Source organism: Streptomyces sp. NPDC041122, assembly GCF_055592445.1.
In genome coordinates this window covers 663,882-683,381 of sequence record NZ_JBVIYQ010000002.1, presented here as the reverse complement: position 1 = coordinate 683,381, position 19,500 = coordinate 663,882, and the positions used below count along the sequence as shown (strand labels likewise).

General features: G+C 73.1%; 18 protein-coding genes. 13 read left to right on the top strand and 5 right to left on the bottom strand.

Annotated features, from left to right (window positions below):
• The first annotated feature begins 1 nt into the window (after position 1).
• Complete coding sequence (locus ACZ6B8_RS09200) at positions 2 to 946, top strand: aldo/keto reductase (RefSeq protein ID WP_471606779.1); 945 nt, start codon at positions 2 to 4, stop codon at positions 944 to 946.
• A 99-nt stretch (positions 947 to 1,045) separates the two neighbouring features.
• Here the strand turns inward: ACZ6B8_RS09200 and ACZ6B8_RS09195 are convergent, their stop codons facing one another.
• Positions 1,046 to 1,690, bottom strand: coding sequence for a winged helix-turn-helix transcriptional regulator (locus tag ACZ6B8_RS09195; protein ID WP_471606778.1), 645 nt, complete (start codon positions 1,688 to 1,690; stop codon positions 1,046 to 1,048).
• Between the two features lie 84 nt (positions 1,691 to 1,774).
• On the opposite strand from ACZ6B8_RS09195, the gene ACZ6B8_RS09190 reads away from it, so the two are divergent.
• From ACZ6B8_RS09190 to ACZ6B8_RS09155, 8 genes are all read left to right on the top strand, one after another.
• Positions 1,775 to 2,986, top strand: coding sequence for a pyridoxal phosphate-dependent aminotransferase (locus ACZ6B8_RS09190; protein WP_471606777.1), 1,212 nt, complete (start codon positions 1,775 to 1,777; stop codon positions 2,984 to 2,986).
• Between the two features lie 74 nt (positions 2,987 to 3,060).
• Positions 3,061 to 3,666 carry a peptidase gene (locus ACZ6B8_RS09185; protein ID WP_471606776.1) on the top strand — a complete coding sequence of 202 codons (606 nt, stop codon included), beginning with the start codon at positions 3,061 to 3,063 and terminating at the stop codon, positions 3,664 to 3,666.
• Between the two features lie 32 nt (positions 3,667 to 3,698).
• Positions 3,699 to 4,937, top strand: coding sequence for an FAD-dependent monooxygenase (locus ACZ6B8_RS09180; protein ID WP_471606775.1), 1,239 nt, complete (start codon positions 3,699 to 3,701; stop codon positions 4,935 to 4,937).
• Between the two features lie 129 nt (positions 4,938 to 5,066).
• On the top strand, positions 5,067 to 6,362 hold the full coding sequence (locus ACZ6B8_RS09175; RefSeq protein ID WP_471606774.1) for a VWA domain-containing protein: 1,296 nt from the start codon (positions 5,067 to 5,069) through the stop codon (positions 6,360 to 6,362).
• Positions 6,362 to 7,150: a hypothetical protein gene (locus tag ACZ6B8_RS09170; RefSeq protein WP_471606773.1), complete on the top strand. Its 789-nt coding sequence runs from the start codon at positions 6,362 to 6,364 to the stop codon at positions 7,148 to 7,150. The genes ACZ6B8_RS09175 and ACZ6B8_RS09170 overlap by 1 nt, the downstream gene beginning before the upstream one ends.
• Before the next feature lie 110 nt (positions 7,151 to 7,260).
• Positions 7,261 to 7,866: a histidine phosphatase family protein gene (locus tag ACZ6B8_RS09165; RefSeq protein ID WP_471077942.1), complete on the top strand. Its 606-nt coding sequence runs from the start codon at positions 7,261 to 7,263 to the stop codon at positions 7,864 to 7,866.
• A gap of 80 nt (positions 7,867 to 7,946) precedes the next feature.
• Positions 7,947 to 8,855: a TIGR03619 family F420-dependent LLM class oxidoreductase gene (locus ACZ6B8_RS09160; protein WP_471606772.1), complete on the top strand. Its 909-nt coding sequence runs from the start codon at positions 7,947 to 7,949 to the stop codon at positions 8,853 to 8,855.
• A 64-nt stretch (positions 8,856 to 8,919) separates the two neighbouring features.
• Entirely contained in the window at positions 8,920 to 9,573 is a 654-nt protein-coding gene (locus ACZ6B8_RS09155; RefSeq protein ID WP_471606771.1) for a hypothetical protein, read from the top strand.
• A 151-nt stretch (positions 9,574 to 9,724) separates the two neighbouring features.
• Here the strand turns inward: ACZ6B8_RS09155 and ACZ6B8_RS09150 are convergent, their stop codons facing one another.
• On the bottom strand, positions 9,725 to 11,185 hold the full coding sequence (locus tag ACZ6B8_RS09150; protein WP_471606770.1) for an MFS transporter: 1,461 nt from the start codon (positions 11,183 to 11,185) through the stop codon (positions 9,725 to 9,727).
• A gap of 335 nt (positions 11,186 to 11,520) precedes the next feature.
• Between ACZ6B8_RS09150 and ACZ6B8_RS09145 the strand changes: the two genes are divergently transcribed.
• A complete protein-coding gene (locus ACZ6B8_RS09145; RefSeq protein ID WP_471606769.1) occupies positions 11,521 to 12,342 on the top strand; it encodes an endonuclease I family protein in 822 nt (273 codons plus the stop codon).
• 1 nt (position 12,343) lies between these two features.
• On the opposite strand, the gene ACZ6B8_RS09140 is transcribed toward ACZ6B8_RS09145, so the two are convergent.
• On the bottom strand, positions 12,344 to 13,237 hold the full coding sequence (locus ACZ6B8_RS09140) for an oxidoreductase (RefSeq protein WP_471606768.1): 894 nt from the start codon (positions 13,235 to 13,237) through the stop codon (positions 12,344 to 12,346).
• A 97-nt stretch (positions 13,238 to 13,334) separates the two neighbouring features.
• Between ACZ6B8_RS09140 and ACZ6B8_RS09135 the strand changes: the two genes are divergently transcribed.
• The 3 genes from ACZ6B8_RS09135 (at position 13,335) to ACZ6B8_RS09125 (ending at position 16,284) form a co-directional block, all read left to right on the top strand.
• Positions 13,335 to 14,087, top strand: coding sequence for a helix-turn-helix transcriptional regulator (locus ACZ6B8_RS09135; protein ID WP_471077924.1), 753 nt, complete (start codon positions 13,335 to 13,337; stop codon positions 14,085 to 14,087).
• Between the two features lie 70 nt (positions 14,088 to 14,157).
• Entirely contained in the window at positions 14,158 to 14,976 is an 819-nt protein-coding gene (locus ACZ6B8_RS09130) for an SAM-dependent methyltransferase (RefSeq protein ID WP_471077921.1), read from the top strand.
• A 141-nt stretch (positions 14,977 to 15,117) separates the two neighbouring features.
• Positions 15,118 to 16,284: a serine hydrolase domain-containing protein gene (locus ACZ6B8_RS09125; RefSeq protein WP_471607179.1), complete on the top strand. Its 1,167-nt coding sequence runs from the start codon at positions 15,118 to 15,120 to the stop codon at positions 16,282 to 16,284.
• Positions 16,285 to 16,366: 82 nt separating this feature from the next.
• Here the strand turns inward: ACZ6B8_RS09125 and ACZ6B8_RS09120 are convergent, their stop codons facing one another.
• The gene (locus tag ACZ6B8_RS09120) at positions 16,367 to 17,668 is read right to left on the bottom strand and encodes a phytase (protein ID WP_471606767.1); all 1,302 of its coding nucleotides are present in this window, start codon (positions 17,666 to 17,668) and stop codon (positions 16,367 to 16,369) included.
• Positions 17,669 to 17,870: 202 nt separating this feature from the next.
• Complete coding sequence (gene proP, locus ACZ6B8_RS09115; RefSeq protein ID WP_471606766.1) at positions 17,871 to 19,355, bottom strand: glycine betaine/L-proline transporter ProP; 1,485 nt, start codon at positions 19,353 to 19,355, stop codon at positions 17,871 to 17,873.
• Positions 19,356 to 19,500 lie beyond the last annotated feature (145 nt).

The window sequence follows — 19,500 nt, the reverse complement described above, 5'->3', positions numbered from 1 at the left end:
CATGACCGCGCAGAACGACCTGCCCGCGGGGCAGCCGCTGTACGGGTGCATGGGGCTCGGCGGCACCTGGGACACCACCCCGTACACCGCCGCGGACATCGCCCAAGCGGAGGCCGCGGTCGAGGCCGCGCTGGCCATCGGCATCACCGTGTTCGACCACGCCGACATCTACCGCAAGGGCAAGGCCGAGGCGGTCTTCGGCGAGCTGCTCGCCAGGGCGCCGGAGCTGCGCGACCGCATCGTGCTGCAGACCAAGTGCGGCATCCGGCAGGCGGAGGGCGAGCTGCCGGGCATGTACGACCTGCGCGGTCCGAGCATCGTCCGGCGGGTCGAGGAGAGCCTCGGCCGGCTCCGCACGGACGTGATCGACGTACTCCTGCTGCACCGGCCCGACCCGCTCACCGGCCCGGAGGAGATCGCGCGGGCGCTCACCTCCCTGCGCGACCAGGGCCTGGTGCGCCACTTCGGCGTGTCCAACATGAGCGCCGCACAGATCGCGCACCTGCAGCAGCACCTCGAATTCCCGCTGGTGGCCGACCAGTTGGAGATGAGCCTGAGCAGCAGGGACTGGGTCGAGGCGGGGGTCCTCGTGAACACCCCGGCCGCCGCCGAGAACGGCTTTCCGCACGGCACCCTCGACTACTGCCGGGCCCACGGCGTCCAGGTGCAGGCGTGGGGCGCCCTCGCCCAGGGCCGCTACACCGGCCGCACCGACTCCCCCACCGCCACGCTCGTCGCGGCCCTCGCCGAACGCAAGCGGACGACACCGGAGACGATCCTGCTCTGGTGGCTCCAGCGCCACCCGGCGCGCATCGCCCCGGTCATCGGCACGAGCCGCCCCGAACGCATCCTCGCCTGCCGCGACGCCGTCACCCGCGAGCCGGAACTCACCCACGAGGAGTGGTACGACCTCTGGACCACGGCCCGCGGCGGCCCGCTGCCGTAACCCGCGCCAGCGGCCGGGGAGTCCGGGCGCGCCTCCGCCCCGCCGGGAGGGGCGCGCCCGGACTCCCCGGCCGCCGCCACGCCTCCCGCGCCACCTTCGTCACGCCCCGCGCAGCGCCTTCGCCAGCACGGAATCGCCGGCGACCTCGATCCGGCCCTCCCGTACGCCCTGCCCGATCGTGAGCTCGCCGCGGCTCACCGCCACGCACGTCGCCGCGTCCAGCGTGAGGGCCGCGTCGGCGCCGGCCGGCGCGGGCCCGTCCCCGTACGTCCGGTCCCCGTCGGCGGCGGCCAGCCGCACGTGGAAGCAGCCCTCGTCGAGCCGCACCTCCACCACACCCTCCGCCCCGGCCCCGGCCGCCGCGAGGCACCGCAGCAGCGGCAGCGCGAACCAGTGTGCCCGCACCGCGTCCGTCGGCGCCCGCTCCGCCAGACCGGGGGCGCCCCAGGCTGCGAGCGCCTCCAGGACGGGCAGCAACTCCCTACCCCTGCCGCTGAGTTCGTAGACGTACGCCGCCGACGGCGGGGGCAGCCTGCGCCGCGTCGCAAGGCCCCGCTGCTCCATGTCCTTCAGGCGCGAGGCCAGCACGTCCGTGCTGACGCCCGGCAGGTCGGCGTGGAGGTCGGTGTAGCGGCGGGGGCCGGCCAGCAGCTCCCTGACGATCAGCAGGGTCCAGCGGTCGCCCACGGCGTCGAGCGCACGGGCGGCCGCACAGTACTGGTCGTAGCTTCGGCGAGGTGGCATGCGGCATAGTCTAAGCAAGTTGTTGGACTTTCCAAGCGCCCCCTTGGTAAAACCAAGTAACACACGTCACGGGAGGCGCACCGCATGGAGTTCCGGCAGTCGAGCAAGCTCAGCGAGGTCTGTTACGAGATCCGGGGCCCCGTCATCGAGCACGCCAACGCCCTGGAGGAGGCGGGCCACAGCGTGCTCCGGCTCAACACCGGCAATCCCGCGCTCTTCGGCTTCGAGGCGCCCGAGGAGATCGTCCAGGACATGATCCGGATGCTCCCCCAGGCGCACGGCTACACGGACTCGCGCGGCATCCTCTCCGCCCGCCGCGCCGTCGCCCAGCGCTACCAGGCGCTCGGCCTCGACGAGGTCTCCGTCGACGACGTCTTCCTCGGCAACGGCGTCTCCGAGCTCGTCACCATGGCGGTGCAGGCGCTCCTGGAGGACGGCGACGAAGTCCTCATCCCCGCCCCGGACTTCCCCCTCTGGACCGCCGTCACCACCCTCTCCGGAGGCAAGGCCGTCCACTACGTGTGCGACGAGTCCGCCGACTGGTACCCCGACCTCGACGACATGGCCTCGAAGATCACCGACCGCACCAAGGCCGTCGTGATCATCAACCCCAACAACCCGACGGGCGCGGTCTACCCGAAGGAGATCCTGGAGGGCATTCTCGACCTGGCGCGCCGGCACGGCCTGATGGTCTTCGCCGACGAGATCTACGACCAGATCCTGTACGACGGCGCCGTGCACCACGGCGTCGCCGCCCTCGCCCCCGACCTCGTCGTCCTCACCTTCTGCGGGCTCTCCAAGACGTACCGCGTGGCCGGTTTCCGGTCGGGCTGGATGGTCGTCACCGGACCGCAGCAGCACGCCAAGAGCTATCTGGAGGGGCTGACGATGCTCGCCTCCATGCGGCTGTGCCCCAACGCCCCCGCGCAGTACGCCATCCAGGCCGCGCTCGGCGGCCGCCAGTCCATCCACGAACTCACCGCGCCCGGCGGCCGGTTGCACGAGCAGCGCGACCGGGCCTGGGAGAAGCTGAACGAGATCCCCGGCGTCTCCTGCGTGAAGCCGAAGGGCGCCCTGTACGCCTTCCCGCGCCTGGACCCGAAGGTCCACCCGATCCACGACGACGAGAAGTTCGTCCTCGACCTGCTCCTCCAGGAGAAGATCCAGGTCGTCCAGGGCACCGGCTTCAACTGGCCCCGCCCCGACCACTTCCGCGTCCTCACGCTCCCGCACGCCGACGACCTGGACGCCGCGATCAGCCGCATCGGCCGCTTCCTCAGCGGATATCGTCAGTGACACCGGACCCCGCGACGTCCCGGAGCCGTTGAGCCGAGGGTCACCGCCCCGCCGCCACCGATCCCTGGAGCCCCATGCCGTCCTGCGCCACCTGCGCCGTGCCCGTCCACACGCAGTTCGCCTCGCCCGAGCTCGTCGGGCCCATCGTGTACGAGGGCTTCGACCGCGCCGCCGACCCGGCGTGGCCCGCGTCGGGTGCGGCGACCGTGGCGGACTACGCCCGCTGGTGCGGCCACCTGTGCGGCCTGACCTGCTACCGGATGGCGCTCGGCCCGTCCGCGCCCTCGCTCTTCGAACTGCGGGACGGCGCGCTGAAGTTCGGCGCGTACACGGACGTGGACGGCGAGATCCGCGGCATGGTCTACGCGCCCTTCGCGGAGTACGCCCGCGAGGCGCACGGCGTCGACGCCGAGGTCCACCGGCACCTCTCCGTCGAGGAGATCGGCGCCCTCCTCGACGCGGGCCGCAAGGTCATCGCCTCGGTGCACTTCGAGATCCGCCGCCCGCACCGCCCCGCGCCCGGCAGGGGCGGCCACCTGGTCCTCGTGACCCGCCGCTGCGCCGACGGGGCCCTGCACTTCCACAACCCGTCGGGCATCGACGCGGCGACCCGCACCGCGCGACTCTCCCCCGTCGAGTTCGAGCCGTTCTTCGCCGGGCGCGGGGTCTCGCTGCGCTGACAGCCGGTCACCGGGGCTGCCAGGATGGCGCCATGACGCGTGGAGGGAACGTCGCCGTCGTCGGCGGCAGCGTCGCCGGGTGCGCTGCGGCGCTGGCCGCGCACCGGGGCGGCGCGGATGAGATCACCGTGTACGAGCGCGCCGCCGGGGACCTGGCCGACCGGGGCGTGGGGCTCGCCGTGCACGACTCCCGTTACGCGGAGCTGGAGTCGGCGGGATACCTCGACGCGGGCATGCCGTGGGTGCGGCTCACACGGCGGCGCTGGTACGTGCGGGACGACGCGGCGGGGTCCCCCGTGGGGCGGGAGATCGCGGTGCTGCCGTTCCCCTTCCGTACGTACAACTGGGGTCCCCTCTGGCGGGAGTTGCGCGGGCGCGTCCCGCGTGGCGTCGACTTCCGGACGGGCGCCGAGGTGCGGTCGGTCCGGTCGGTGCACCCCGGGGGCGGGGGCGTCGAGGTCGTCACCGGGGCGGGGAGCGCGCGGCACGATGTCGTGATCGGCGCCGACGGCTACCGCTCGGTGGTCCGCGCGGCCTGCTTCGGTGAGGTGCGTCCGGCGTACGCGGGGTATCTCGCCTGGCGCGGCGCGTTCCCCGTATCCCGCCTGAGGCAACCGGAGTTGTGGCCCGACGACATCTGCGTGTACGCCGTCTTCCCCGGCGGGCACGTCATCATCTACCGCATCCCGGACGGAGCGGGCGGCCACCGCGTCAACTGGGTCCTGTACACCGCGCCGCCCCCGGACCTCGACCTCGGGCTCGGACTCGACCTGCGGGTGACCGGCCCCACGAGCCTGCCGCCCGGCGGCCTCACCGAGGCGCTCGCCGCGCACCTCGCGTACGTCGCCGACGAACTGCTGCCCCCGTACTGGGGCGCGCTGGTGCGCGAGACGGCGCCCGGCGAGCTCTTCCTGCAGCCCATGTACGACTTCACCGCGCCGCGCTGCACCGCCGACCGCTCCCTGCTGCTCGGCGACGCGGCGGCGGTGGCCCGGCCGCACACCGGCGCGGGCGCGGTGAAGGCGCTCCAGGACGCCACGGCCCTGGAGGCCGCCCTGACCTCGACGGACACCTGGGTGGACGCCCTCGCCGCTTACGACGCGGAGCGCACCGTCTCCGGCCGCGCGCTGGTGGACCTCGGGCGGCGGCTCGGCGGGGCGCTCGTCCAGGCGACCCCCGACTGGCAGGCGATGGACCAAGCCGCGTTGGAGGCGTGGTGGAAGCGGGCGGACGGGTCCGGGGCGTTCGGCGGCCGGGAGCTGAAGCGCTGATCCGTCCCGGCTGACTCCGTCCGGGCCGAGCCGTCCGGCCGACGGGCGTGACGTGTGGTCAGGCCGTGTCCGCCCGTACCGTTCTGACCTCGTTTTGGGGATGCGCGCGGAGATCAATAAGATCCGGCGATGATCACAAGACAACGGCCGGCGGCCTGGGTCATCGCCCTGCTCGCCGCCCTGACCGCCGGGCTCGTCACGGCAGGCCCCGCCGCGGCCGATGACGACGACGAACCGGCCCAGCCCTCCCCCAAGGTCGAGCTGGTCCTCGACGTCAGCGGCTCCATGCGCGCCCGCGACATCGACGGCAAGTCCCGCATGGCCGCCGCGAAGCAGGCCTTCAACGAGGTCCTGGACGCGACCCCGGACGAGGTCGCCCTCGGCATACGCACCCTCGGCGCCAACTACCGCGGCGACGACCGCAAGACGGGCTGCAAGGACACCGAGCTGCTCTACCCCGTGGAGCGGCTCGACAAGGCGGGCCGCACCGACGCCAAGACCGCCGTGGCGACGCTCGCGCCGACCGGCTGGACCCCCATCGGCCCGACGCTGCTCAAGGCCGCCGACGACCTGACGGACGACACCGCGGAGCGCAGCCGCCGCATCGTGCTGATCTCCGACGGTGAGGACACCTGCCAGCCGCTCGACCCGTGCGTGGTCGCCCGCGACATCTCGGCCAAGGGCATCCACCTCACCATCGACACGCTCGGCCTGGTGCCCGACGCCAAGACCCGCGACCAGCTGAGCTGCATCGCGGAGGCCACCGGCGGCACGTACACCTCGGTCCGGCACACCGACGAACTCTCCGGCCGCGTCAAGCAGTTGGTGGACCGGGCGGCCGACCCGGTCGTCACGCCCGTCGAGGCGAAGGGCGCCGCGCAGTGCTCCGCCGCCCCGAAGCTGGAGTCGGGCCTCTACACCGACCGGGAGAAGTTCGGCGAGCACCGCTGGTACCGGGTGGACGTACCGGCCGGCAAGGAGCTGCGCGCCTCCGTCAGCGTGGCCGCGGACCGCGCCGTGCACCAGGACTACGGCGTGCTGCTGCGCGCCGAGACGCCGAAGGGCCGCGAGATCGTGCGCGGCCAGGAGTCCGGCGACGGACGCACCGACGTGATCTCGACCGGTCTGCGCTACCCCAGGCCCGAGGCCGACGACGAGGACGACGAGAGCGCCGCGGCGGAGACCGTCTGCCTGCGCGTCAGCAACTCCTTCTCCGCGCCCGCGTCGGTGAAGACCTCGCCGGGCCTGCCCGTCGAGCTCGCGGTCGACCTGGTCGACTCCCCCGACGACGCGTCCGACGTCGCCTTCTTCGGTCTGGGCCACGGCTGGTGGCTGCTCGGCCTGCTCGTCCTCGTCGGCTTCCTCGCCGGTGTGCTCTGGGGCTGGCTGTCACGCTGGCGCTTCGCGGTCTGGAGGACCAACTGATGCGTACGACACGTGGGGTGCGGCGCTTCGCCGCGGTGACCGGTACCGCCCTGCTGGCGCTGACCGGCGCCGCGGGGGCCGCGACCGCCGACGACGACGCCCCGGAGAAGGTCACGGAGGCGGGCACGTCCTTCCGTACGGCGACCACCGTCCGGCCCGGCCAGGAGGCCTCCGCGGAGGCGTCCACGGGTGACTACCTCTACTGGGCCTTCCCCGTGGACACCGGTCAGCGCGCCACCGTGCACGCGACGGTGCAGCTGCCGGACGCCGCGGCCCGGCACGCCGCGTCCACCTGGCGGGTCGACGTGTACGACGGGCTGCGGCGCCGCCAGGCCTGCCGGCTCGGCACGCCGTCCAGGACGGCCGGGCAGGACGCCGCGTCGGTGTCGCTGTCGTGCACGTTGCGCACGGTGCGGTCCTGGTCGGAGCGGTGGGCGAACGACCCGCTGCCGGGCACGTACTACGCGCGGCTCACCGTCGCCGACCTCGAGGCGGACGACCTGGGCCTTCCGGTGCGGGCCGAGGCGAAGGTCACCACGACCGACGCGGGCGGCGCGCAGGCGGTGGACGGGACGCTCGGCGAGCCCCTGGTACCGGGCGCGGGCTCGGACGAGAAGCAGGCCCGCGCGGCGGCCGTCGAGCCCGAGGACGGCTGGTCGGGCGGCTGGTGGTCCTCGCGCTGGCTGTGGACGGGCGCCGGGGGCGTCCTCGCGGCCCTCGCGGGCGTCGGCGGCTACACCCTGACGCGCGGCTCGGGCCGTCCCGCGCGGGTGCCGCAGGGCATGTAGCGCCCGCTTGCCGGTCCCCGCCGGGCGCCGGGTCCCGGGGGCGTGGCAGGCTCGGTGGTGGCGGTGCCGGACGGCGCCGCCACCACCGGAAGAACAGGAACGGCGCGACCATGGGTGATCTGCTCCTCGTGCGGCACGGCGAGACGGAGTGGTCCCTCTCGGGGCAGCACACCGGCTGGACGGACATCCCCCTCACCGACAACGGCAGGGAGCAGGCCCGCTCCCTCGCCCCGCTCATCGGCAGGTTCCGGATCGGGGCCGCCTTCACCAGTCCCCGGCAGCGCTCGCGGGAGACCGCGGAGCTGGCCGGTTTCGGCGACGCCCGGGTGGACCCGGACCTCGCCGAGTGGGACTACGGGGCGTACGAGGGCGTCACGACCTTCGACATCCACCGCACCCGGCCCGACTGGTACCTCTTCACGGACGGTGTCGCCCCGGGCCCGCCGGAGCACCCCGGGGAGTCGCCCGAGCAGGTGGGCGAGCGCGCCGACCGGATGCTCGCGAAGGTGGACGCGGCGCTCGCCGACAACGAGGGCAGCGTGGTCCTCTTCGCCCACAGTCACTTCCTGCGCGTCCTGACGGCCCGCAGGCTCGGCCTGCCCGCGTCGGGCGGCTCGATGTTCCTGCTCGCCACCGGCACGGTGAGCCGGCTGAGCACGGAGCACCGGCGCCATGTGGTGGCGAGCTGGAACCTGCGGCCGCAGCTGCTGCACTGATGGACCGCGTGCGAAGGGGCCCCTGCGCGAGGGCGCCGGGCCCCTTTTCGTAGGCGACTTCGTATTCGACACGCCCGCCGATGATCATCAAGACTGCGGTCATGCGATACGGCGTGAACCTCCTCAACTTCGGCTCCGGCACCACCCCCGACTCCCTGCTGCGGCAGGCGACCGACGCCCGCGACCTCGGGCTCGGGTTCGCGATGATCTCCGACCACATAGCGGTGACCCCGGACGTCCACGGGGTCTATCCGGCGCCGTTCTACGACCAGTTCGTGCTCGCCGCGTACCTCGCGGGCCGGGTGCCGGGGCTGCGGCTGGGCACGACGATCACCGTCATCCCGTACCGGCACCCGCTGCAGACCGCGCGGATGGCCGCCAACATCGACCGCTTGAACGAGGCCGGGTTCATCCTGGGCGCCGGGGTGGGCTGGTCGGCCGCCGAGTACGAGGTCCTCGGCGTGCCCTTCCGTGAGCGCGGCGCGATCACCGACGAATACCTGACGGCGATCCGCGCGGCGTGGAGCGAGGACCCCACGTCCTTCGCCGGCGAGTACGTCGCGTACGAGGGCGTCCGCACCGCCCCGGCGCCCGCGACCCGGCCCGGGCTGCCCGTCTGGGTCGGCGGCAACTCCCCGGCGGCGCAGCGCCGCGCGGCCAGGCTGGGCGAGGGCTGGCACCCGTTCATGCCGAGCCGCGCGCTGCTCGACGAGGCGCTCCCCCGTATCGCGGCGGAGGCGGAGGCGGCGGGCCGTCCGGTGCCGGACCTGGTGCCGCGTCTGCAGATCCGGCTCGGCGAGGTGCCCGACTCCCCCGAGCGTCCGCTCGGGCACGGCAGCGCGGAGCAGGTCCGCGCCGACCTGGAGACGCTGGCGGGGCTCGGTGCCACGGACGTGCTCCTGGACACGTATCCCGGCACGCCCGAGGAGCGGGCCGACGCGGCGGAGGACCGGCGGGTGCTGGAGCTGGTGATGTCGACGGCGCCCTGATGTCAGTGGCTCGGTGCACCATCGGTAGCAGGTGACGGGACCGGCCGGGGAAGGGGTGCGTGCGGTGAGACCGCCTACTGCCGTTCAGCGACGGATCATCGAGGCAGCGGACCCGGCGACCGGGCGCCTGTCCGGCACCGAGACCCAGCTCGCGGGCCTGGTGCGGGCGCGCCTCGCCTTCCGCCACCCCCGGCCGCCGCACGCGTGCTTTCTGACGCCGGCAGGTCATCGCGTACGGGAGGAGGGCGCGGCCCAGGACCCCGCCCCGTCGCCCGCGCCGGCGCCTGCTCCGTCGGCGGCTTCGGCGGCTTCGGGGGTCTTCGCCGCGCGGACGGGCACGGAGACGGAGCGGCCCGGCGCCGAGGGCGCCGCCCGCGCGCGGGAGGTCCGGAGCGCCTGGGAGGGTCTGGTGGAGCTGCGCCGCATGACGAACACGGATGGCGCGAGGGACCGTCCGTGCGGCTGGGAACGGGCGCACCTGGTGCAGGCGGCGGCGCTGGCCCTGGAGGCGGCCGAGTGCCGCCCGGCGGCCCCCGGCGCCCCCGGCTACCGGGTGGCGGAGACCCCGCAGCCGGAGGCGGTGGCCGTCCGGGAGCCGACGCGGGAGGGGTTGCGGGCGTGCGCGGATGCCCTGTCCCGGGCGGGCTGGCAGACGAGCGAGCACGCGGAGCGGGGCTCCGGGGGGCGGTATGTGCTGGCTTCGCCGCGGAGGGCGTGAGCGGGGGCGCCCGGATGCGCCGGCTCGCGCCGGGCGTCACCGGGCTGCGCTGGGGGCCACAGGGCCAGTGGCCGCATCACGGCCGGGCGGGGCCGAGCCAGGGCAGGGCAGAACGCCCGGGTCACGCCCCAGCCGTTCACGCCCCCACCGTTCACGCCCCCGACGGATCCCCCGCCTCCGTACGGCGTTTGATCAGCCGGCACATGCACAGGACCGCCGCCACCAGCGCCAGGTCGATCAGGGCGGAAGCCGTCATCGCGTGCGCGTAGTCGCGCGCCGTCGGGGACGCGCCCAGCATCGCGAAGAACGTCGCCCCGACCACCGCGACGCCTGCCGAACTGGCGAACTGCTGCGAGGTGGTGAGCACTCCGGAGGCCGCGCCCGCCTTGTGCGGGCGCACCTGCACCAGGGCCGCGCCGATCAGCGCGGGCAGCACGAGGCCGTTGCCGCAGCCGATCAGGCAGAGGCAGAGCACGACCCAGGGCACCCCGGTCGACGCGCCGGACGCGTGGAGCAGCAGCGTCAGCGCCAGCAGTCCGGCCCCCGTCGTCGCGCTGCCCGCCAGCAGGACCGTCATCCCGTACCGGCCCATGAGCCGTCTGTCCAGCAGGGAACTCACCCCGAAGAGGACCCCCATGGGAGCGAACGTCAGACCGGCGGCGAGCGGACCAAGTCCGAGGCCCGACTGGAGCAGCAGCGTGAGGGTGAACATGAAGCTGCCGAAGTAGAGCTGGAAGGCGATCCCGGCGATCATCCCCGAGGTGAAGGAGGCGCTGCGGAACAGGGTGAGGTCGAGGACGGGGCTGCCCGACCGGCGGGTCAGGGCGCGTTCCCGGAGCAGCGTGCCGACGGCCGCCGGCACCGCCGCCACCATGCAGATCCACGACCAGGCGGGCCAGCCGGAGGTCCTGCCCAGGGAGAGCGGCAGCAGGAGCAGGACGAGCGAGAGGCAGACCCCGACCGCGCCCAGCGGGTCGAGCCCCGCGTTCCCGCCGGGCGCCGGGGCGGGCAGGCGACGGGCCGCCAGCACCGCGGCCACCGCGCAGACCGGCACGTTGATCAGGAAGATCAGCCGCCAGCCCGGCACGAACAGATGCGTTTCGAGCAGCGCGCCGCCCAGCACCTGCCCCGCGATGGACCCCAGGCCGCTCGCCATGCCGTATCCGGCGAGGGCGCGCGGCTTGGCCGAGGCCGGAAAGTGGGCGGTGATCACGGCGAGCACCTGCGGGACCATCAGCGCGCCCGCCGCACCCTGCACCAGGCGTGCCGCCACCAGCTGTCCGGCCGTGACGGTGACGCCGCAGAGCAGCGAGGCCATCCCGAAGGCGGCCATGCCGATGACGAACAGACGGCGGTGGCCGTAGAGGTCGCCGAGGCGTCCGCCCGTGATCATTCCGCTGGCGAAGGCGAACGCGTAACCCCCGACGACGAGTTCGAGCATCCCCGCGCTCGCGTGCAGATCGCGCTCCAGCGACGGCGCGGCCACGTTCACGACGAAGAAGTCGAACTGGACGATGAACATCGCCGAGAGCAGCACACAGAGCACCAGGCCGCCGCCGGGTACCGGCCCCTTCGCCTCGTCACGTCCGGCGGCGGGCAGAGCCTCGGGCAACGGGAGCTCCTCACGGGTGCGGCGGTGCTGGGCTGCGGAGGGCGCGCGGTGCTCCACCCGCACGCCGGGCCGATGGCCCGGCCGATCAGTTTCAGAATAGATCTTCCGCACTCCGAAACCGCACGCACCCGCGGCGCCGCACCCCCGCCCCCGCCCGCCGACCGTGCACATGACATCGTCACCCAACCGCCGCGATCCGTTCACACGGACGGACGCGCATCCGTGCCACTCTCCCGATGGTTGATTAGTCAACTCGCGTAGACCGCACGCCTCTTGGTCCCCCACGGCCGGGCGCACGGCGCGCGCGAGACCTTCGGGAAAGGACACACCCCCACATGCCCCTCCCGCGTGTACCTCGCTGGAAACCGCTGGCCCTGACCGCCGCCGCGGTCCTCGTCGGCGTCACCGTCCCGGCCACCGCCACGGCGACCCCCGCCTCCCCCGCGCCGCCCCGCACGTCCGTCGGCGTCTACGACGACACGTACTACAAGGACGCGCTCGGCAAGACGGGACCCGAGCTCAAGTCGGCACTGCACACGATCATCAGCGAGCAGACCAAGCTCACGTACGACCAGGTCTGGGACGCGATCAAGACCACCGACCAGGACCCGGCCAACAGCTCGAACGTCATCCTGCTCTACAGCGGCGCCTCGCGGAGCAAGAGCGCGAGCGGCGGCGACCAGGGCGACTGGAACCGCGAGCACGTCTGGGCCAAGTCCCACGGCGACTTCGGCACCGCGACCGGACCCGGCACCGACATCCACCACCTGCGCCCCGAGGACGTCACGGTCAACAGCGTCCGCGGCAACAAGGACTTCGACAACGGCGGCAGCGCGGTCGACGGCGCCCCCGGCAGCCTCACCGACGACGACTCCTTCGAACCGCGCGACGCCGTCAAGGGCGACGTGGCCCGGATGATCCTCTACATGGCCGTACGGTACGACGGCGAGGGCGGCTTCCCCGACCTGGAGCCCAACGACAAGGTCGACAACGGCAGCGCCCCCGCCATCGGCCGCCTCTCGGTCCTGAAGCAGTGGAGCGACGAGGATCCGCCGGACGCGTTCGAGAAGAACCGGAACCAGGTCATATTCGACAAGTTCCAGCACAACCGGAACCCGTTCATCGACCACCCGGAATGGGTGGAAGAGGTCTGGTAGGTCAGGCGAGTTCCGCGAGGTCGCCTGCGTCGAGGCGCAGTCCGGCCGCCGCCACGTTCTCCTCCAGGTGGTCCGGGGACGACGTCCCCGGGATCACCAGCGTCGCCGGGGAGATGCCGAGCAGCCACGCCAGCGCGACCTGCGCGGGCGTGGCTCCGTGCCGGTCGGCGACGCGCCGCAGCACATCGAGGTCGGGCGCGCCGTCGCCGCCGAACGGGAAGTACGGGACGTACGCGATGCCCTGCTCCGCGCACCGGCCGACCATTCCCGCGTGTTCGCGCGACAGTAGGCTGAACCTGTTCTGCACGGCGGCGACGGGCGCGATCCCCTGTGCCTCGGCGAGCTGTTGCGGGGTGGCGCCGCTGACGCCGAGGTGACGGATCAGGCCCTCCTCGCGCAGTGCCGCGAGCGTGGCGAAGCGGTCCTCGCCGGGGCCGTCGGTCCGCAGGAAGCGGAGGTAGACCAGGTCGAGGTGGTCGCGGCCCAGCTCGCGGAGGTTGCGGTGCACGGCCGCGCGCAGCTCGGCGGGGCCGGCCGGATCCGTCCAGCTCCCGTCCGGCCGGCGGTCCGGGCCGACCTTGGTGGCGATGACGAGGTCGTCGGGGTACGGGTGCAGGGCCTTGCGGATGAGGGCGTTGGCCGCGATGTCCGCGAAGAAGTAGAAGGCCGCCGTGTCGATGTGGTTCACACCGAGCTCCACTGCGCGGCGCAGCACGGCGACGCCGCGCCCGGGGTCGTGTGCGGGCCCTTCCCACCGGGCGGCGGGCAGCCGCATCGCTCCGAACCCCATGCGGCGGACGGTGAGTTCGCCGCCGATCGGGAAGTCGCCCGCGCGGGCCGCGCCGTCCGGAGAGGTCGCACCGGCCGAGGTGTCCGTACCGTTCGTCTTCGTCATGGGCGGATCCTCCGTCGTACGCCTTTCGTACGCGAACACATGGCCACTTGCTGCCACCGTTGACCCCCTCGGTCCGGCGCCGCAGACTGTCGCCACCATGGCGAGCACATCGAACGACGATCAGATCGTGTCCCTGCGGGGCGAGCGGGAGCTGGTGCGCCGGGCGGGCGACCTGATCACCGGGGCCCGCGAGGAGTTCCTGTGCGCGGCCGCGGACCTCGTGACCTTCTCGCCCGGGGTGAACGCCGCGTTCGCCGGGGGCAGACGGCCGCCGCTCCTTCCCGGCGGGCTGACCATGCGCAAGCTGTACACGCCGCGGGCGCTGGCGGACCAGGAGTCCGAGGAACGGCTGCTCAGGATCGCCGAGTCCGGGGCGCACGTGCGCATTTCGGCGGCGCCGCTCGCCCACGAGGCGATCGTCATCGACCGGCGCGTGGCGATCCTCGCCGGCGCCCCGGTGCGCGGCGTGCGGACCTTCACGGTGATCCGGTCCCCCGTCGCCGTCGACGGCGTCAGGACCCTGCTGTACGCGGCGTGGGAGACCGCCACCGACCTGGCCGATTTCCGCCGTACCCGCCCGCCCGCGCTGGACGAGGAGGAGCGCCGGATCCTGCGGGCGCTCGGCGCCGGGCGGACGGACGAGGTGACGGCGCGCGAGCTGGGTCTGTCGCTGCGTACGTACCGCAGACGCGTCGCCGCGCTGATGACGGTGCTCGGCGCCACGTCCCGTTTCCAAGCGGGCCTGCGGGCGCGAGAGTTGGATCCGGACGGGCCGGCAGGCCCCGACGGCGCGAAGGTGCCCGGCACGAAGCACGGCGCAGGGCATGGAACGGGGCGTGAAACCGTCTAGATTGTCGCTTGATCGTCGAACTACCCGGTCCGGCGGACGCAGGACGCAAGCACCTTGCCAGGAGGCAACCGTGTCAGATCACGACCCTCAGCTCGACTCAGCAGCCGCTGACATACGCGCGCGCATCGACACCAGCACACCGCACTCCGCGCGCTTCTGGAACTACTTCGTGGGCGGCAAGGACAACTACGAGAAGGACCGCGAGCTCGGCGACCACATCAAGCAGATCTTCCCCGGTCTGGTCGACGTGGCGCGCACCAGCCGGCTCTTCCTCGGGCGCGCGGTGCGCCATCTGGCCACGGAGCAGGGCGTACGGCAGTTCCTGGACATCGGCACGGGCCTGCCGACGGCCGACAACACCCACGAGGTCGCCCAGCGGGCCGCCCCCGACTCGCGCATCGTGTACGTCGACAACGACCCGCTGGTCCTCGCGCACGCGCGGGCGCTGCTGACCAGCACGCCGGAGGGCCACACGGCGTACATCGACGCCGACCTCTACGAGCCCGAGGCGATCCTCGCGGAGGCCGGCAAGACGCTGGACCTCTCGCAGCCGGTCGCCCTGATCATCCTCAACACGCTCGGCCACGTCGCCGAGCACGCCCGGGCGCGCGACCTCGTGGCCCGCCTCATGTCCGGCCTGCCGTCCGGGAGTTACCTGGTCATCAGCGACTCGACGACGACGAGCGAGGGCATGATCGCGGCGTCGAACGAGTACAACAAGAGCGGCGCGATCCCCTACTACGTGCGGAGCGTGGCGGAGATCGGCGCCTTCTTCGACGGCCTGGAGCTGCTGGAGCCGGGCGTGGCCCAGGTCACGCGCTGGCGCCCGGAGGGCCAGGGGGAGACGACGGAGGTCGACGCGTACGGGGCGGTGGCCAGGAAGCCGTGACACCGCCGCCCGCCTGAGCCTGGACGTCGGGTGGCGCCTCCCACCGATGAGTTCCGGGCCCGCCAGAGGTCTCCTCTCTGTACGTGGCGTACGTGGCGTACGTACGGCCACGAGGAGACGACGGTGGACGGTGATGAACCGATGAACGGGACGGAACTTCGGGACGTGCTGGAGGCGCACGTCGGCAAGGGCCCCGGGATGGCACCGGGAGCGGTCGCCCTGGTCGCGCGCGGCGACCGCGTCGAGGTGCGGGCCGTCGGCGCGGCCGACGCCGACGGCAGCGCGCCGATGGCCCGGGACTCCCTCTTCCGCATCGCCTCGATCACCAAGCCGATCGTCGCGGCGGCCGTGATGATGCTGGTCGAGGAGGGCCGCCTGGCGCTCGACGCCCCGGTCGCGCGCTGGCTCCCGGAGCTCGCGTCGCCGAGCGTGGTGCGCACGCCGTCCTCGCCGGTCGACGACGTCGTCCCGGCGGTGCGCCCGATCACCGTCGAGGACCTGCTCACCTTCCGTGCCGGATACGGCTTCCCCTCCGACTTCTCGCTCCCCGCGGTGCAGGCGCTGTTCAGCGAGTTGAAGCAGGGGCCGCCGCAGCCGCAGCTGGTCCCGGGGCCGGACGCGTGGATGGCCGCGCTGGCCCGTGTACCGCTCCTGCGCCAGCCGGGCGAGGCCTGGCTGTACAACACGTGTTCCGACATCCAGGGCGTGCTGATCGCCCGGGCGTCGGGCCGCCCGCTGGACGAGTTCCTCGCCGAGCGGATCTTCGAGCCGCTCGGCATGAAGGACACGGCGTTCCACGTCCCGGCCGGCCGGCGCCACCGCTTCACCACGGCCTACCGCCCCGACCCCGCGGACGGCACCCTGCACCTCGTGGACGCGCCCGACGGCCAGTGGAGCCGCGCCCCCGAGTTCCCCTCGGGAGCGGGCGGCCTGGTCTCGACGGTGGACGACTGGTACGCCTTCGCGCGTCTCCTCCTCGCGCGCGGCACCACCGGCACCGGCCGGAGCCTGCTCTCGCCCGACGCGGTCGGCCGGATGATGACCGACCACCTGACCGCGCCCCAGCGCAAGGCGAGCGAACTCTTCACGGAGGGCCAGGGCTGGGGCTACGGCGGCTCGGTCGACGTCGCCCCGACCTCCCCGTGGAACGTCCCGGGCCGCTACGGCTGGGTCGGCGGCACCGGCACCACGGCCCACGTCACCCCGTCGACGGGCACGGTCGCGATCCTGCTGACCCAACGGGAACTGACGGGCCCGACACCGCCGGCCGCGATGCGGGACTTCTGGCGGTACGCGGCGACGGTGTGAGCCCCGCCCCGTGAACCCCGCCTCGTGAGTTCCGCCTCGTCCATTCCGCCTTGTGCGCCTCGCCGGGGAGCGCGTCCGCCCGTCAGTCGTCCAGCGCCTCCATGACTTTCCCCAGGTCCACGAACTTGAAGTTCGTCGACGGGCGGTCGCCCTCGCCCGGGGCGTCGTGGCCGTCCTGGACGACCAGGAGGCCGTGGGGGTACTTCGGGCCGAGCGGTTCGTTCAGCGCGGCCGCGCCGTCGCACTCCTCGGAGCCGTCCAGCGCGCCGCCCGCGGGGGTGACGCGGAAGCCGCCCTCGTACTCGTTGTGGTCGCCCGCCTCGCGGTCGTACGCGGCGAACGTGTCGTCCCCCTGGCTGGAGGCCAGCAGGTAGCCGTCGCCGTCACGCTCCCGCACCAGGGTCAGGCCCTCCACGTCGGCCGAGATCCGCTTGCCGCCGTAGCCGGGGTCGGGGCCCGGCGCGCACTCCTCGGTCTCCTCGTCGTAGGTGCCGGGGACCCCGTACTCCCGTACCTTGTCGACGAGTTCGGGCTTGCCCGTGAGGTCCGCGCGGACGCGCCAGATGCCCACGTCCTCCTGGCCGGCGTAGAGAGTGCCGGTGGCCGGGTCGACCACCATGCCCTCGACCTGGGGGAGTTCGCCCGGCTCGGCGCAGGGCGTCCACGACCTGCCGTTCGGCAGCCGGAACGTGGACGGCAGGTCCAGGGTGCGGACCTTGCGGTAGGTGACCTTGCCGGTCCGGCTCGGGGTCAGCTCCAGGAGCGCCACGCTCGTGCGCTCGCGGCGGCTGACGAGGGCGTACGAGCGTCCCGTCGCCCCTTCCTGCCAGGTGGCCAGGCCGTACGCGGTGCGCTGTCCGTTGATCTCGGCCTGGTCGGCGGAGAAGACCGGCGGGGCCGCGGGGTCCGTGACATCGGTGAGCGGGCCGCCGGGGCGGTCGCGGTCGACGCGGTAGAAGCGGAGCCGGTCGTGGCCCCGGTCGCTGGTGACGGCGAGGTCGGCGCGGCCGGTGCCGAGCTGCAGGCCGTGGACGAGATCCACGTTGTTGAAGCGGCCCGGTGCGTCGTCGGGGCCCTCGGCCGGCGGCGCGGCGATCGACTGCACGGGGCGGGCGTCGAGGTCGTACGCGCGCAGCCCGCCCTCCTTGGCCGTCGCGATCACCAGGCTGCGCGCCGGGTCCGCGGCGTCGCGCCAGATCGCGGGGTCGTCGGCGTCCGCGTTGCCGCCCGCGTCGTCGTCGTGCAGGACGGGCGTCTCGGCGCGCGGGGTGACGGCGGGCAGCGGGGTGTCGGCCGCGGGCGCGGCCGGGGCCGCCGCGAGGACGGCGGCCAGGGCCAGGACGACGGGACCGGTCGTTCGACGGGTCGGACGGTGTCTGGTCACGCGGTGTCTCCTCGTTCCGGGAACGGATGGATCTTGCGTGAGACTGGGGCCCGTCCGTGTCGCTCCGGCGTACGGCGCGCGTCCGGCGGCACCCCGCCCGAATGTACACACGGTGAACGGCCGACCGGGCAGACCGGCCTGGCCGGTCTGCCCGTCAACTCCGTCCGGATTCAGGTGTGTCGGCCGTGCCGCCGCCGCGAGGTCAGTACTGGGGCTGCGACTGCGACTGCCCCTCCACCAGCTCCCGCGCCTCCTCGTCCGTCGCCACCGACGGCGGCGAACCGTCCAGCGGCTTGCGCGCCGTCTCCTTCATCGCGGCCACCGCCACGATGCCGACCAGACCCGCCAGCATCGTGTAGAACGCGGGCATCAGGTCGTTCCCCGTGGCGCCGATCAGCGCCGCGACCACCAGCGGAGTCGTACCGCCGAAGAGGGAGACCGAGATGTTGAAGCCGATCGACAGGGAGCCGTAGCGGACGTCGGTCGGGAACAGGGCGGGCAGCGAGGAGGACATCGCACCCAGGTAGCAGACCAGCGCGAGGCCGAGGATGAGCAGCCCGGCGAAGACCGGCACCGTCCCGCCCTGCTTGATGAGGAGGAAGGCCGGCAGGGCCAGGACGAAGAAGCCGACGGAGCCCGCCATCAGGACCGGCTTGCGGCCGACGCGGTCGGAGAGGCGGCCGACCGAGTTGATCAGGGCCATCAGGATCAGCATCACGACGACGATGGACATCAGCCCGCCGGTCTCGCCGAAGCCGAGCTGCGTGAGGTACGTCGGCATGTACGAGAGCAGCATGTAGTCCGTGACGTTGAACGCCGCCACCAGCGCGATGCACAGCAGCATCGCGCGCCACTGGCCGAAGAAGGACTCCCGGAAGGACTTCTTCTGGCGCTCGGCCGCGGGCCCCTCGCCCTCCTCCATCTTCTGGAAGGCGGGCGACTCGTCCAGCTTCAGCCGCAGGTAGAGACCGATGAGGCCGAGCGGCGCCGCCACCAGGAAGGGGATGCGCCAGCCCCAGGACTGCATGGCGTCCTCGCTGAGGCCCATGGTCAGCACGGTGACGAGGACCGCGGCGACCGTGTAGCCGATCAGGGTGCCGAACTCCAGGAAGGAGCCCCAGAACCCGCGGCGCTTGTCGGGCGCGTACTCGGCGATGAAGGTGGCGGCGCCGCCGTACTCACCGCCCGTCGAGAAGCCCTGCACCATGCGGCAGAGGACGAGGAGGACCGGCGCCCACACGCCGATCGAGGTGTAGCTGGGGATCAGGCCGATGGCGAGCGTCGCCGACGACATCATGATCATGGTGAGCGCGAGGATCTTCTTGCGGCCCACCTTGTCGCCGAGCGGGCCGAAGAACATGCCGCCGATGGGCCGCACCAGGAAGGCCGCCGCAAAGGTGGCCAGCGAGGAGAGCGTCTGCGCGGTGTCGTTCCCGGAGGGGAAGAACTCCTTGCCCATGATCACGGCGAGGTAGGCGTAGACACCGAAGTCGTACCACTCCATGGCGTTGCCCAGCGCGGTCGCCTTCACCGCCCGCTTGACCTGGGCTTCCTCGGTGACCGTGATGTCCGACTGGCGCAGGCGGGGGTTCTTGCGGCGGTGGATCGCGCGGAAGAGCACACGGTGGCGGGCCACGGCTTCGGGAGCGGGCGGTGCCGTTGTTTCGGGGGCTTCTGGCGCGCTCACGTGGTTGTCACTCTCTCTGTCGGCACCTTGGTCGTTCCGCCCGGCTACCCCGGTCGGACGTCGATCAACATTGCCAATGCGCGAGGATCCGAAATGCCCGCCGATGGTCCTCATACCGAGGGCCTCAAGTCCCTGATTCCAAGGA

Coding starts and splice junctions, on each gene's coding strand:
- ACZ6B8_RS09195 (WP_471606778.1), bottom strand. CDS start 1,690: ATGCCACCTCGCCGAAGCTACGACCAGTACTGTGCGGCCGCCCGTGCG.
- ACZ6B8_RS09180 (WP_471606775.1), top strand. CDS start 3,699: ATGACGCGTGGAGGGAACGTCGCCGTCGTCGGCGGCAGCGTCGCCGGG.
- ACZ6B8_RS09145 (WP_471606769.1), top strand. CDS start 11,521: ATGCCCCTCCCGCGTGTACCTCGCTGGAAACCGCTGGCCCTGACCGCC.
- ACZ6B8_RS09135 (WP_471077924.1), top strand. CDS start 13,335: ATGGCGAGCACATCGAACGACGATCAGATCGTGTCCCTGCGGGGCGAG.
- ACZ6B8_RS09200 (WP_471606779.1), top strand. CDS start 2: ATGACCGCGCAGAACGACCTGCCCGCGGGGCAGCCGCTGTACGGGTGC.
- ACZ6B8_RS09175 (WP_471606774.1), top strand. CDS start 5,067: ATGATCACAAGACAACGGCCGGCGGCCTGGGTCATCGCCCTGCTCGCC.
- ACZ6B8_RS09170 (WP_471606773.1), top strand. CDS start 6,362: ATGCGTACGACACGTGGGGTGCGGCGCTTCGCCGCGGTGACCGGTACC.
- ACZ6B8_RS09160 (WP_471606772.1), top strand. CDS start 7,947: ATGATCATCAAGACTGCGGTCATGCGATACGGCGTGAACCTCCTCAAC.
- ACZ6B8_RS09190 (WP_471606777.1), top strand. CDS start 1,775: ATGGAGTTCCGGCAGTCGAGCAAGCTCAGCGAGGTCTGTTACGAGATC.
- ACZ6B8_RS09185 (WP_471606776.1), top strand. CDS start 3,061: ATGCCGTCCTGCGCCACCTGCGCCGTGCCCGTCCACACGCAGTTCGCC.
- ACZ6B8_RS09165 (WP_471077942.1), top strand. CDS start 7,261: ATGGGTGATCTGCTCCTCGTGCGGCACGGCGAGACGGAGTGGTCCCTC.
- ACZ6B8_RS09140 (WP_471606768.1), bottom strand. CDS start 13,237: ATGACGAAGACGAACGGTACGGACACCTCGGCCGGTGCGACCTCTCCG.
- ACZ6B8_RS09125 (WP_471607179.1), top strand. CDS start 15,118: ATGAACGGGACGGAACTTCGGGACGTGCTGGAGGCGCACGTCGGCAAG.